This window comes from Oceanibacterium hippocampi, assembly GCF_900172325.1.
In the GTDB taxonomy this organism is placed as follows: domain Bacteria; phylum Pseudomonadota; class Alphaproteobacteria; order Sneathiellales; family Sneathiellaceae; genus Oceanibacterium; species Oceanibacterium hippocampi.
Map to the genome: position 1 here is coordinate 2,120,052 of NZ_FWFR01000001.1, position 12,579 is coordinate 2,132,630.

Below are 12,579 nucleotides of genomic sequence, written 5' to 3' on the forward strand. Positions count from 1 at the left end.
GACAGTATTGCTGACATAAATACATTTTTCCGGAATGGTATCAAGCGTCTCATTGTCGGGAATACAAAATTTCCCCGGCGACGCCCGGTGCGACCGCATCAGGCGCCGACTGCCTCGTGCATCGCCCGGGTGATAGACTGGCGCCAGCCGGACGCCGCCTTCCACGGATCGTCCGTCTCGATCCGCTCCAGGACATCGGCGACGCGGAAACCGCGGGCCGATTCCAGGGTCGCGAGCTCGTCCCAGGCGACCGGCATTGCCACCGGGCCGCCTTCCCGGGCGCGCGTCGAATAGGGCGCGATCGCCGTGGCGCCGCGCCGGTTGCGGAGCCAGTCGATGAAGATGCGGCCCTTGCGCTTCGCCTTGGAGGCGGTCGCCGTGTAGCGCTTCGGCGCGTCCCCGGCGAGGGTCCGCGCGAAGGCCTCGGCGAACCGCCCGACATCCGCCGCCGTCGCCCGGCGGACCAGCGGGACGGTGACGTGAATGCCCTTGCCGCCGGTCACCAGCGGCAGGCTTTCCAGGCCGATGTCGGCGAGCCGGCCGTGCATGTCGAACGCGGCGGCCCTGACCTCGGAAAAGGCGAGGCCCTCGTCCGGGTCGAGGTCGAAGACCAGCCGTTCGGGCCGCTCCAGCGCATCGATTCGCGACCACCAGAGATGGAACTCGAGCGTCCCCATCTGGACCGCGGAAACGAGGCCCGCGGCATCCCGCACATACATGTAGCTTTCCGTCTCGCCGGAGCTTTCCTCGATCGCCACACGGCGGATCGGATCGGGGAAGCCGGTGCCGGCATGTTTCTGGAAGAAGCAGGATTTCCGCCGGCCCTGTGGGCAGCGGACCAGCGACAGCGGCCGCCCGGCGACATGCGCCAGCATGCGGTCGGCGACCCGTTCGTAGTAGCGGGCAAGCGCGATCTTCGTCAGGCCCTGTTCGGGATAGACGGCCCGGTCCGGATGGGTGATTCGGATCCCGGCCACCAAATGACCGTCCGCATCCTGCGTTCGCCCGGGCGTTTCCATGCGCACCTCGCGGGCGTCCTTGTCCTCGCGCAGCCCCAGGAAGACCCCGTGCCGGACATGGCCGTCGGCGGTGAACTCGGTGAAATCCACCTCGGCGACCTGCTTCGGCGTGACCCAGCGGGCGTGCCGGGCGATCGCCGCCGGCACCTTGTCGAACGGCGCGGTCTTGCGGGCGAGGGGCTTCAGCGCCGCCGCGACCTGTTCCATGACAGCCCCGGAGAAGCCGGTGCCGACGCGGCCGCGATAGCGGAGGGCGCCGTTCTCGAAGCTGCCGAGCAGCAGCGAGGCGAAGGGGCGGCCGCGCTTGTCCGACGGCGAGTAGCCGCCGATGACGAATTCCTGTCGCCGGGTGCATTTGACCTTCCGCCAGGCGCCATTCCGCCGCCCGGAATAGGGCGCGTCCGCGCGCTTGGAGACGATGCCCTCCTGTCCGGCCCGGCAGATCGACCGGAAGACCTCGGGCCCGCTGCCGCGCACATGCTCGCTGTAGCGCAGCACGCCGGACCGCCCGGCGCTTTCGAGGAGGGTGGCAAGGCGTTCCTTCCGTTCGATCAGCGGGCGTTTCCGGAGGTCCTCGCCGTCCAGCGAGAGCAGGTCGAAGGCGTAGAAGCGCAGGCTGCCGCCGGATTTGAGCGCCGCCTGCAGGGCCGAGAAGGTCGACGATCCCGACTGGCCGGCAGCGACCACCTCGCCGTCGATCAGCGCCCGCCCGCATTCGAGGTCGGCGGCGGCGTCGGCGATCCCGGCGAACCGGTCGGTCCAGTCGTGGCCGCCGCGCGTGTAGCAGCGCACCGTCCCGCCGCCGATCGCGACCAGGCAGCGGTAGCCGTCGAACTTCACCTCGTGCAGCCAGTCGTCCCCGGCCGGGGCCTCGGAGACGAGGCGCGCGAGTTGCGGTGCCTCGAAGCCCGGTCGTTCCCCGACGTCGGGTTCCGCGTTCCGGGCGATGGCATCCATGCCGCGTTCGCTCGCCACGCTTTTCGTCTCCCGCTCGATCAGGGGCCGGCCCGAGATTCGGGCGGCATCGTCGTCGGCCTTGATCAGGAGCCAGTTCTCGCGCTTCTCGCGCTTCCTTGCCGCCATGCGGACGAGGATCCACTCGCCCTTCATCCGTTCGCCGTGGGCGATGAAATGCAGCTTGCCCCCGGACAGGCCGGCGTCGGGATCGCCCTTCGGTTCCCAGGCGCCGGTGTCCCAGAGCATGACGGTGCCGGCGCCGTACTCGCCCTCCGGGATCACGCCCTCGAAATCGCCGTAGGAGAGCGGGTGATCCTCGGTGCGGACGGCGAGGCGCTTGTCCGCCGGGTCGAGGCTCGGCCCCTTGGTCACCGCCCAGCTTTTCAGGACGCCGTCCCATTCGAGCCGGAGGTCGTAGTGCAGCCGGCGCGCGTCGTGCTTCTGGACGAGGAAGGCGAGCTTCCGCGTGCGCCGCCGTCCGCGCCGGCCCGGCGGCTCGGCGGTCCGCGCGAAATCGCGGCGCGCGTTGTAGGCGTCGAGCGGCCGCGAGGGGGTGCGCCCGCTCATGCCGCCTTCGGGCCCGACTTCCGCGCGCGGCCGGATTTCGACGCCGGTTTCGCCTTCGACGCCGGTTTCGCCTTCGACCCGGATTTCGACCGGGGCGAGGATTTCGTCGTCTCCAGGCTCTTCTTCAGCGCCGACATCAGGTCGACGACATTGTCGCCGCTCGTCTCGCGCCGATCGTCCCCGGCGGTCACCTTTCGGGACTTGCGGCTGCCGCGCTTGCGCTCGATCAGGTCGCGGAGCGCGTCGGCGTAGTGGTTCCGGAACGACGTCGCGTCGAACGGCGCGGTCTTCTTCCCGATCAGCGTGGTCGCGACCTCGAGCAGTTCCTTGTCGGACTTCTTCGCCCGGATGTCGGCGAACAGCGGCTCGGCCTCGCGGATCTCCTCGGCATAGCGCAGGGTCTCGAGCAGCAGCCCGTCACCGCAGGGCCGGACGGCGGCGAGATATTCCTTGCCGCGAAGCGCCAGCTGGCCGAGGCCGATCTTCTCCGATTCCCTGAGGGCATCGCGCACGACATTGTAGGCGTCCATGGCGAGCTCGTCGGTCGGCACGAGGTAATAGGGCTTGTCGTAATAGAGCGGGGCGATCTCGCAGGCGCCGACGAACTGCACCAGTTCGAGTGTCCGCTTCGTCTCCAGCCGGATCGCCTCGATCTCGTCAGGGTCGAGCAGGACGTAATTGTCCTTCTCGTATTCGAAGCCCTTCACGATGTCGTCGCGGTCGACCGGGCCGATGCCCTCGACGACCTTCCGGTAATGCACCGGCTTGCCGCTCGGCTCGTGGATCTGGCGGAACGACAGGGACGCGCCGGATTTCGTCGCGCTGTACATCTCGACCGGGATCGAGACGAGCGAGAGACGGAGCTGGCCCTTCCAGAGGGAACGCGGCGCCATGGGGCACTCCCGGGATTGTTGATCGACAGGCGGTTGTCCGCCCGTGAAACGATCCCGGCGCGTGTTGGTTCCGTGGGGAGGAGTTAGGAAAGGGGAACGGTTCGCGCGCTCAACTTCCTCCGGGGCTTGGCGTCCCGCCTGATCCCGCTATGATCGCGGCACATCGGCGACTTCACCGGGGGACATGGGCGTGCACGCTCTGGACGGCATCAAGGTTCTGGATCTTTCGCGCGTGCTGGCCGGGCCGTGGTGCGCGCAGACGCTGGCCGATCTCGGCGCCGACGTGTGGAAGGTCGAGGCGCCGGGCACCGGCGACGACACGCGGACCTGGATGCCGCCGGAGATCGGCGGGGAATCGACCTATTATCTCTGCGCCAACCGCTCCAAGCGCTCGATCGCGGTCGATTTCCGCACCGCGGCGGGGCAGGAGATCGTCCGCCGCTTCGCCCGCGAGGCGGACGTGGTGGTGGAGAATTTCCGCCACGGCGCGCTGGAACGCTACGGCCTCGACCATGCCTCGCTCGCCGCGCTCAACCCGCGCCTGATCTATTGCTCGATCTCCGGCTACGGCCGCACCGGATCGCGCGCCACCGAGCCCGGCTACGACTTCGCCATCCAGGCGGAAAGCGGCCTGATGTCGATCACCGGCGATCCGGACGGCGAGCCGATGAAGCTCGGCGTCGCGATCGCCGACGTCGCGACCGGCATGAACGCGGTGCAGGCGATCCTGGCGGCGCTGTTCGCCCGCGAGCGAAGCGGCGAGGGACAGTTCATCGACATGTCGCTGCTCGACAGTGCCGTCTCGCTGCTCGCCAACGTCGCCTCGGGCCACCTGGCGACCGGCGGCGCGCCGGGCCGTTTCGGCAACGCGCATGCGACCGTCGCACCCTACCAGATCTTCCCGAGCGCGGACGGCAGCTTCGCGCTCGCCGTCGGCAACGACCGGCAGTTCGCCATCCTGTGCGGCAAGGTGATCGGCCGGCCGGAACTGGCCGAGGATCCGCGCTTCCTCACCAACCGCAAGCGGGTCGACAACCGGGAGGCGCTGATCCCGATCCTGCGCGAGCATTTCATGACCCGGCCGACCGCCCACTGGATCGCCGCGCTGAAGGCGGCCGGCGTGCCGTCCGGCCAGGTGCGGACGGTGCCCGAGGTCTTCGCCGCGCCCGAGATCGCCGAGCGCGGCCTGACCGCCGAGGTCGCGGACAAGCGGCACGGGACGCTCAGGCTCATGCGGTCGCCGCTGCAACTGCGCGGCACGCCGACGCGGGCGCCTTCCGCGCCGCCCCGCCTCGGCGAGCATACCGACGAGCTGTTGCGCGAGGTGCTGGGCGCCAGCGCGGACGAGATCGCCGAGTGGCGGCGGAACGGCGCCGTTGCCTGAGGGCGCCGCCGCCTGATCCGGGCGGGTTCCGGGCGTCACCGCCGCCGGGAGCGCCCGTGGCGCCCCCGGACGGGCGGATCAGCGCTTGGCGAGAAGGTCGCGGATTTCCTCCAGCAGGACTTCCTGCTTCGGCGGGGCGGCCGGCTCCTTGGGCGCGGCCTCTTCCTTCTTCTTCAGGGTGTTCATCGCCTTGATGATCAGGAACAGGGCCCAGGCGACGATCACGAAGCTGATGACATTGTTGATGAACAGCCCGTAACTGATTGCCACCTCGGCGATATCGGCGGCCTCGTTCCCCTCTTTCAGGACGATTTTCAGGTTGGAAAAGTCGACCCCGCCGAGCAGCAGGCCGATCGGCGGCATGAGGACATCGTTCACCAGCGACTTGACGATGGTGCCGAACGCACCGCCGAGAATGAAGCCGACAGCCAGATCGACCACGTTGCCACGCATGGCAAAGTCTTTGAATTCCTTGAGCATTCTTGTTTCCCTGTTATTGCGCCAGCCATTGTCGAGCGTCGTGACCGCCCTGTCTATGTCGATAGAAGCAGGTTGCGCCCAGGCCCGAGCGTAACGCCTTGGCGGGAATACGTCGATGCGCCATGCGCTATCGGTCCGGGCCGGCGTTCCGGGCGGCCGCCTCGCTGTGTCAGCGTGCCGGCAGCGCCCCGAGCACGCCCAGGATCTGGGTGTTGATGTGGGGGATCGCGACCAGGTCGCCGAAATGCCCGCGGGTCAGCGGGCCGATGACCCGGAGCCTGTCGGACGGCGTGCCCGAGCGGTCGACGGCCCGGCATTCGTCGTCGATATCGACGCCGGCGCCGGACGGATCGGGGCGGATCAGGCCGCGCGCGGCGAGCGCCGCGATCAGCGGGTTACCGCTGGCGCCGATGTCCGCGTTCGGGCCGGTGCAGTTGACCACGCCCCGGACCCGGAGCGACGAGGCGGCGTCCCCGCCGCGTGGACGATAGCGGATCGCCAGCTGCCCGCCCTCGGCGTTCACCGCCTCGACCCGGGCGCGCAGGAAGGCGAGCCGGCCGTCCGCCTCGGCGCGGCGCAGGATGGCGGCGATCTGGGGCGCGATGCGGAAGCGGTGGACGTCGTAGAAGGCGCGCAGGTGGCGCAGCGTGCGCCGGCGCTCGTGATCGGACAGGTTGCGCCAGAGGAGCGGCGCGGCGTCCCGGAGGTCGTCGAAGGCCGACTGCCAGCCTTCGCCCCTGGCCTCGAGTTCGGCGATCTCCTCGCGGGCCCGCCGCAGGCTGATCCGGGCCCGGTCGGGGATGCCGTGGCGGCGGATGAAGCCCGGCGGCTTGAGCGCCATTTTCGCCAGCCGTTCCGCCGCCGGCGGCAGCACGCCCTGTTCGCGGGGCCGGAGGCCGCGGCGGGAGATCACCGTGATCCGCGCCCGCCGACCGGAGCGGAGCAGGGTTGCCGCGACGTCCGCCGTGGTCAGCGCGGAGCCGAGGATCAGGACATCGCCGTCGTCCGGCAGCCGGGCGAGCGCTTCCGCGGCCCAGGGGTCGGCCACGAACCCATCGTGCCGGGCCAGGGCGCGGAACGGGCCGGGGATCGCCGGCTGCTCGTGCGCGACGGTGAGGAAAACCCGGTCGGCGGCGAAGGCACCGCCGCTCTCGAGGGCGACCCGGTAGCCGTCGCCGGCCGGGATCACGTCGACCGCCCGGTCGGCGACATGGGCGATCGTCGAACCGGAGGCGTTGCCGGCGGCATGGACGTCGACGAGGTCGCGCATGTAGCGGCCGAAGCTCGACCGCCGGCAATAGAGCTGGCCGGTTTGCGCGAGCGCATCGGGATCGCCGGCACGCTCGCCAGAGGCGTCGTACCAGCGTCCGAAATGCCCCGGGTCGTCGCCGAACAGCACCAGGATGTCGATCGGGCCGTTGACCCGGTGGTCCGGGTCGGCGGTCGAATAGGCGAGGCCGCCGCCGACCTGCGGGCGCGGCTCGACGATCCGGATGTCGAGCGGCACGGCGCTCAGCCGGGCCATGTGGACCGCCAGCGCCGCGCCGCTGAAACCGCCGCCGAGAATGGCGACCGTGGACAACGCGCTCATGGACGGATGGTCGTTGCCGGCCGGTCAGGCCGCCTTTGGTGCCAGCCGGTCGCGATGCTCGTCGACGAAGCCGGTCCAGACCCGCCCCTCCCGGAACTCGGGATGGTCGAGGGCGGCGATCAGGAAGTCGCGGTTGGTGACGATCCCCTCCACATGCGTCGCCTTCAGGGCCTCGAGCGCGCGCGCGATCGCCTCGTCCCGGGTCGCCCCCCAGACCACCAGCTTGGCGATCATCGGGTCGTAGAAGGGCGTGATGGCATCGCCCGCCCGGACGCCGGTATCGAAGCGGACATGCTCGCCGGTCGGCGTGTCGAAACGGTCGAGCGTGCCGGGGGAGGGCAGGAACATCTTGCGCGGGTTCTCGGCATAGAGCCGGCATTCGATCGCCGCGCCCTTCTTGGAGACATTGCCGAGTTCGCCGGCCAGGTCCTCGCCCCGGGCGAGCCGGAGCTGGAGCGCCACCAGGTCGACGCCGGTCACCATCTCGGTCACCGGATGCTCGACCTGGATGCGGGTGTTCATCTCGAGGAAGAAGAAGTCGCCGCTGTCGGCATCGACGATGAATTCGACCGTGCCGGCGCCCCGGTAGTTCTGGCTGGCGGCAAGGCTCCGCGCCGCCTCGGCCATCGCCGCGACCTTGTCCGCCGGAAGGCCGGGGGCAGGGCTTTCCTCGATGATCTTCTGGAAGCGCCGCTGGGTCGAGCAGTCGCGCTCGAACAGGTGGAAGGCCCGCCCGTCGCCGAGACCGAAGACCTGGATCTCGACATGGCGGGCGCGGGCGATGTAGCGCTCCAGGTAGACGGTGCCGTCGCCGAAGCTCCGGGCCGCCATCGACTGGGTCGATTCGACGACCTTGCGCAACTGCTCGACGCTGTCGACCCGGCGCATGCCGATCCCGCCGCCGCCGGCCGAGGCCTTGACGAGCAGCGGATAGCCGGTCGCCTCGGCCTGCGCCTCGAGATCGTCGAGGTCTTCCGGGGCGAGCCGCCGCGAACCCTTGAGAACCGGCACGCCGGCCGCCTCGGCGAGCGACTTGGCGCGCTCCTTGTCGCCCATCGCCTCGATCGAGGCGGGCTCCGGCCCGACCCAGGTCAGGCCGCGCTCGGCGACCGCGCGGGCGAAACCGGCATTCTCGGCGAGGAAGCCGTAGCCCGGATGGACGGCATCGGCGCCGAGCTTCTCGGCGGCGTCGAGGATGGCGGCCTGGTCGAGATAGCTGGCCGCGGCCTGCGCCGGCCCGATGCGCAGCGACGCGTCGGCCGCCGCGACATGGGTGGCCGCTTCGTCGGCGTCGGAATAGACCGCCGCCGCCTCGATGCCCAGGGAATGTGCCGCGCGAATGACGCGGCAGGCGATTTCGCCACGATTGGCGATCAGTACCCGCTTCATGATGTCCCCCTCAGAGCCGGATCGTACGGGCGCGGACGCCGAGCTGTTCGGGCAGGACCCGCCAGGCGTCGTCGAGCCAGTTGTTCAGGATCGTGCGCGTCTCGCGCGGATCGATGATGTCGGGCACGCGGAACCGCTCGGCGGTCAGGAACGGCGATTCGAGATGGTCGAAATGCTGCTCGATCTCGGCCAGCCGGACCTTGCGCTCCTCCGGCGGCAGATCCGCCAGTTCGGCCCGGAAGGCGGCCTCGACGCCGCCGCTGATCGGGATCGAACCCCAGCGCGCCGAGGGCCAGGCGAAATGCAGGTTGATGTCCTGCAGCCGGCCGTAGGCGGAGCCGGCGAGGCCGTAGAGCCGGCGGATCACCACCGCGCACCACGGCACCGTGCTCTGCTCGATCGCCGAGACGACACGTACCGAGCCCTTCACCGTGCCCATCCGCTCGGCGTCGGGGCCGACGATGGTGCCCGGCTGGTCGACGAAGTTGATGATCGGCAGGTGGAAGGTGTCGCAGATGTCGATGAAGCTTTCCATCTTCTCCGCCGCCGCCCGCGTCAGGCCGCCGCCGTAATGCATCGGGTCGTTGGCGATCACGCCGACAGGCCGGCCGCCCATGCGGGCCAGGCAGGTCACGACCGAGCGGCCGTAAAGCGGCGCGATCTCGAAGACCGAGCCCTTGTCCATGACCAGTTCGAGAATGCGGCGGGACTTGTAGATCTTGCGCCGCTCGCGCGGGATGATCGACAGGAGTTCCTCCTCGCGGCGGTCCTTCGGGTCGTCGCATTCCACGACCGGCGGCATCTCGTAGACGCTCGACGGCATGTAGGAGAGGAAGCGCTTGACCTGCTCGATCGCATCCTCCTCGGTCGCGGCCTCGTTGTTGATGACGCCCGATTCGCGGGTGTGGATGCGCGAGCCGCCGAGCGCTTCCTTGTCGACCGGCTTGCCCATCGCGCGCTCGACCACCGGCGGGCCGCCGGCGAAGACCTGCGAGGTGCCCTTGACCATGACCGAGAAATGCGCGCAGGCCGCTTTCAGGGCGCCAAGACCGGCGCAGGGGCCCATCGCCATCGCGGCAATCGGGATATAGCCGAGCATGCCGGCCATCTTCCAGGTCGGGTAGCCGGGGATCTTGGTCGAGCCCTGCTGCTCGAGCAGCCGGACGCTGCCGCCGGCACTCTCGACCACGCGGACCAGCGGCATGCGCATCTCGAGCGCGTAATTCTCCGCGTAGATCCATTTCTCCGAGATCGTCGCTTCCGACGAACCGCCGCGAATCGTGTAATCGTCGCCGCCGATCGAGACCTTGCGGCCGTTGATAAGGGCCGTGCCGATGACCGCGTTGGCCGGCCGAACGGATTTCAGTTTCTTGTTCTCGTCGTAGCTCGCCTTGCCCGACAGGATGCCGAATTCGTTGAACGAACCGGGATCGGCCAGCTTGTCGATCCGTTCGCGTACGGTTTGCCGGCCATTGGCATGCTGGCGGGCGACGGCTTCCGGCCCGCCGAGCTGCATGGCGAATTCACGGCGGCGCGCGATCTCTTTGATTTCTTCCGACCAGCTCACAGGCGTCCTCCTTGGCGATTGCTTTGGATTCGGTTTAGCGAAAATGACGATTGTTGACAATGTGAATGATGGTATAGCCTATGGGGACAGGAAAAAACGGAAATCGGGGAAACGAACCATGTCGGCCTACGAAAAGATTCTCGCCGAGCATGAGAAGCAGAAAGCCAAGGCGCTGGGGATGGGCGGCGAGAAGAAACTCGCGGCCCGTCGCGAGGCGGGGCGGCTGAACGCGCGGGAACGGATCGATGTGATCTTCGACGAAGGCACCTTCGTCGAGACCGGAATGTTCGTGACCTCGCACCGGCCGGAAGCCCGGGATCGCTCGCCGGCCGACGGCAAGGTCACCGGCTTCGGCAAGATCGACGGCCGGATGGCGGGAATCGTTTCCTGCGACCTGACGGTCCTTGGCGCCTCGTCGAGCCTCAACAACGTCAAGAAGATGGGGCATATGCGGCGGACCGCGATCCGCAACGGCATGCCGCTGATCTTCCTCAACGAGACCTCGGGCGCGCGCATCCCCGATACCATGGGCGCCCAGGGGACCGGTGCGCTCGGCCAGGATCCGACGCAGTTCCTGCGCGATCGCGAGATTCCCTACGTTTCCGCCTGCCTCGGGCCGAGCTTCGGGACCGGCACCTGGTTCACCATGCTGTCGGACTTCGTGGTCATGCGGAAGGGCGCCTGCCTGGCGGTATCCAGCCCGCGGGTCACCTCGCTGGCGATCAAGGAATCGGTCGATCCGGAGGAACTCGGCGGCTGGCGCCTGCATACCGAGAAGACCGGCATCGTCGATTACGCGGTGGATACCGACGAGGAGGCGCTCGAACTCGTCCGCAAGTTCCTCTCCTACCTGCCGTCGCATTGCGACGAGCTGCCGCCCGAGGCCGAGCCCCGGGAAGCCGGCGCCGATCCGGAGAAGATCCTCGAGATCGTGCCGCCGGAGCGCCAGAAGGTCTACGACGTGCGCAAGCTGATCGCCGCGATCGCCGACAAGGACAGCGTCTTCGAACTCAAGCCCAAGTTCGGCAAGGTCGCGACCACGGCCTTCGCCCGGATGAACGGCAAGGTGGTCGGCTTTGTCGCGACCAATCCGATGTTCAAGGCCGGCGCGCTGGACCCGGACGGCTGCGACAAGATCATCAGCTTCCTGGTGATGTGCGACAGTTTCCACATCCCGGTGCTGATCCTGACCGACACCCCCGGCTTCCTGATCGGCATCGAGGGCGAGCGTCGCAAGGCGCCCGGCAAGATCATGAACTTCATGACCGCGCTGCAGATGTGCACGGTGCCGAAGATATCCATCGTGACGCGGAAATCGTACGGTCAGGCCTATCTGAACATGGGCGGCTCGCGCAATTCCGACGAGATGGGCGCCTGGCCGACCGCCGATGTCGGCTTCATGGACCCGAATATCGGCGTCAACGTCGTCTACGGCGTCACCGCCGAGAGCGATCCGCAGAAGTTCGAGGAACTGAAGGCGGAGATCACCCGCGATTCCTCCGCCTATGATCTGGCGGCCATCTACTCGGCGCAGACGGTTCTCGATCCGCGTGAAACTCGCGACTGGCTTCTCGACATGCTTGAGGTACATTCTCGCGGCCGCAGCCGCGGCTTCTCTAAGCGGCGCCTCGCGTCGTGGCCGACCACCTTCTGATTATCACAACCGTAGCTTGAAGACTTGAAGAGGAATAGTTCACTATGGCAGACATCAAGATTGAATCCGAGATCACCGGCACCGTCTGGAAGATCGAGACCGCGGTCGGCAACCGCGTCGCCGAAGACGACGTTCTGATGATCCTCGAATCGATGAAGATGGAGATCCCGGTCCTGGCCACCGACGCAGGCGTCGTCAAGTCGATCGAAGTCGAGGAAGGGGCGAATATCGCCGAGGGTCAGAGCCTGGTCATACTGGAGGGGTAGCGGCTCGAGGGAGCCGTTTCCGGGGTGCTGAATGCCGATAACCGAAACGGAGCCCAGACGGAACTTCCTGGCTGCCATTCGCCCGCCGGGCGGAAGCGAGACCTGGTCGCTCGGCGAGCAGATCGCCTCGCAACTGGCCGACATGATCGTCAAGGGCGAGTACAAGCCGGGAGCCCGTGTTCACGAGGTAGCGGTGTCGTCGCGGTTCCAGGTGAGCCGCGGCCCCGTCCGCGAAGCCCTTCGTCTGCTCGAGAAGGAGGGCCTGATCACCATCCTGCCGCGGCGCGGCGCGGTGGTGACCAAGCTGTCCATCGACGAGGTGCGCGACGTTTTCGCGATACGTTCGGTCCTGTTCGGCCTGGCGGCAAGCCGGGTGGCCGAACTGCAGGACCCGCAGGTGTTGCGTGAACTGAAGCAGGGGGTCGCGCGGGTCAACAAGCTGGCGAAGACGAAGAATGTCGACCTCGACGAATATGTCGGCGCGGTGCAGGAGCTGAGCTTCGTGTTCAGTGCCGGCTCGGGCAGTTCGCACCTGTCGAACATGGTCTATTCGCTGTTCCGCCAGACCTTGCGCTATTCCCGTCTCGGCCTGTCGTCTCGCGAACGCCGGCTGACGTCCGCCGCCAACTGGTCCCGCCTGCTCGATACGGTCCTTGCCGGCGATGTGGTCCAGGCCGAGATCCTCGGCCGGAAGCAGATCAGCGATTCCGGCGCGGAGGCCATGCGGCGGCTGCGCGAAGCGGAAGAAGAAAAGCCCTAGCCCGTCTGTCCGACCTCATTGTTCAACCGATTTCGGGCGGCTGTCCGCCGCC

10 protein-coding genes are annotated in these 12,579 nt (G+C 68.2%); 4 read left to right on the top strand and 6 right to left on the bottom strand.

From position 1 onward, the window contains the following. Positions 1–98: 98 nt before the first annotated feature. Positions 99–2,543: a DNA ligase D gene (gene ligD / locus OCH7691_RS10080; protein ID WP_085883236.1), complete on the bottom strand. Its 2,445-nt coding sequence runs from the start codon at positions 2,541–2,543 to the stop codon at positions 99–101. Continuing rightward, a complete protein-coding gene (gene ku / locus OCH7691_RS10085; RefSeq protein WP_085883237.1) occupies positions 2,540–3,436 on the bottom strand; it encodes a non-homologous end joining protein Ku in 897 nt (298 codons plus the stop codon). The genes ligD and ku overlap by 4 nt, the downstream gene beginning before the upstream one ends. Positions 3,437–3,620: 184 nt before the next feature. On the opposite strand from ku, the gene OCH7691_RS10090 reads away from it, so the two are divergent. Beyond that, on the top strand, positions 3,621–4,820 hold the full coding sequence (locus OCH7691_RS10090) for a CaiB/BaiF CoA transferase family protein (RefSeq protein ID WP_085883238.1): 1,200 nt from the start codon (positions 3,621–3,623) through the stop codon (positions 4,818–4,820). Between the two features lie 78 nt (positions 4,821–4,898). On the opposite strand, the gene mscL is transcribed toward OCH7691_RS10090, so the two are convergent. From mscL to OCH7691_RS10110, 4 genes are all read right to left on the bottom strand, one after another. Continuing rightward, a complete protein-coding gene (mscL, locus tag OCH7691_RS10095) occupies positions 4,899–5,300 on the bottom strand; it encodes a large-conductance mechanosensitive channel protein MscL (protein ID WP_085883239.1) in 402 nt (133 codons plus the stop codon). 169 nt (positions 5,301–5,469) lie between these two features. Next, a complete protein-coding gene (locus OCH7691_RS10100; RefSeq protein WP_085883240.1) occupies positions 5,470–6,891 on the bottom strand; it encodes an FAD/NAD(P)-binding protein in 1,422 nt (473 codons plus the stop codon). A 24-nt stretch (positions 6,892–6,915) separates the two neighbouring features. Further along, on the bottom strand, positions 6,916–8,280 hold the full coding sequence (locus OCH7691_RS10105) for an acetyl-CoA carboxylase biotin carboxylase subunit (RefSeq protein WP_085883241.1): 1,365 nt from the start codon (positions 8,278–8,280) through the stop codon (positions 6,916–6,918). Between the two features lie 10 nt (positions 8,281–8,290). Then, positions 8,291–9,847: an acyl-CoA carboxylase subunit beta gene (locus OCH7691_RS10110; RefSeq protein ID WP_085883242.1), complete on the bottom strand. Its 1,557-nt coding sequence runs from the start codon at positions 9,845–9,847 to the stop codon at positions 8,291–8,293. A gap of 118 nt (positions 9,848–9,965) precedes the next feature. On the opposite strand from OCH7691_RS10110, the gene OCH7691_RS10115 reads away from it, so the two are divergent. Genes OCH7691_RS10115 through OCH7691_RS10125 form a run of 3 tightly spaced genes read left to right on the top strand, consistent with a single transcriptional unit; the run spans position 9,966 to position 12,527 of the window. After that, the gene (locus OCH7691_RS10115; RefSeq protein WP_085883243.1) at positions 9,966–11,501 is read left to right on the top strand and encodes an acyl-CoA carboxylase subunit beta; all 1,536 of its coding nucleotides are present in this window, start codon (positions 9,966–9,968) and stop codon (positions 11,499–11,501) included. Positions 11,502–11,545: 44 nt separating this feature from the next. Continuing rightward, positions 11,546–11,767, top strand: a complete 222-nt coding sequence (locus tag OCH7691_RS10120; protein ID WP_085883244.1) for an acyl-CoA carboxylase biotin carboxyl carrier protein subunit — start codon at positions 11,546–11,548, stop codon at positions 11,765–11,767. A gap of 31 nt (positions 11,768–11,798) precedes the next feature. Continuing rightward, entirely contained in the window at positions 11,799–12,527 is a 729-nt protein-coding gene (locus OCH7691_RS10125) for a GntR family transcriptional regulator (RefSeq protein WP_085883245.1), read from the top strand. Positions 12,528–12,579: the final 52 nt, after the last annotated feature.

What these genes read in the sequence shown, in the direction of transcription:
- OCH7691_RS10100 (WP_085883240.1), bottom strand. Translation starts at nt 6,891, where the DNA reads ATGAGCGCGTTGTCCACGGTCGCCATTCTCGGCGGCGGTTTCAGCGGC.
- ligD (WP_085883236.1), bottom strand. Translation starts at nt 2,543, where the DNA reads ATGAGCGGGCGCACCCCCTCGCGGCCGCTCGACGCCTACAACGCGCGC.
- ku (WP_085883237.1), bottom strand. Translation starts at nt 3,436, where the DNA reads ATGGCGCCGCGTTCCCTCTGGAAGGGCCAGCTCCGTCTCTCGCTCGTC.
- OCH7691_RS10090 (WP_085883238.1), top strand. Translation starts at nt 3,621, where the DNA reads ATGGGCGTGCACGCTCTGGACGGCATCAAGGTTCTGGATCTTTCGCGC.
- OCH7691_RS10120 (WP_085883244.1), top strand. Translation starts at nt 11,546, where the DNA reads ATGGCAGACATCAAGATTGAATCCGAGATCACCGGCACCGTCTGGAAG.
- OCH7691_RS10125 (WP_085883245.1), top strand. Translation starts at nt 11,799, where the DNA reads ATGCCGATAACCGAAACGGAGCCCAGACGGAACTTCCTGGCTGCCATT.
- OCH7691_RS10115 (WP_085883243.1), top strand. Translation starts at nt 9,966, where the DNA reads ATGTCGGCCTACGAAAAGATTCTCGCCGAGCATGAGAAGCAGAAAGCC.
- mscL (WP_085883239.1), bottom strand. Translation starts at nt 5,300, where the DNA reads ATGCTCAAGGAATTCAAAGACTTTGCCATGCGTGGCAACGTGGTCGAT.
- OCH7691_RS10105 (WP_085883241.1), bottom strand. Translation starts at nt 8,280, where the DNA reads ATGAAGCGGGTACTGATCGCCAATCGTGGCGAAATCGCCTGCCGCGTC.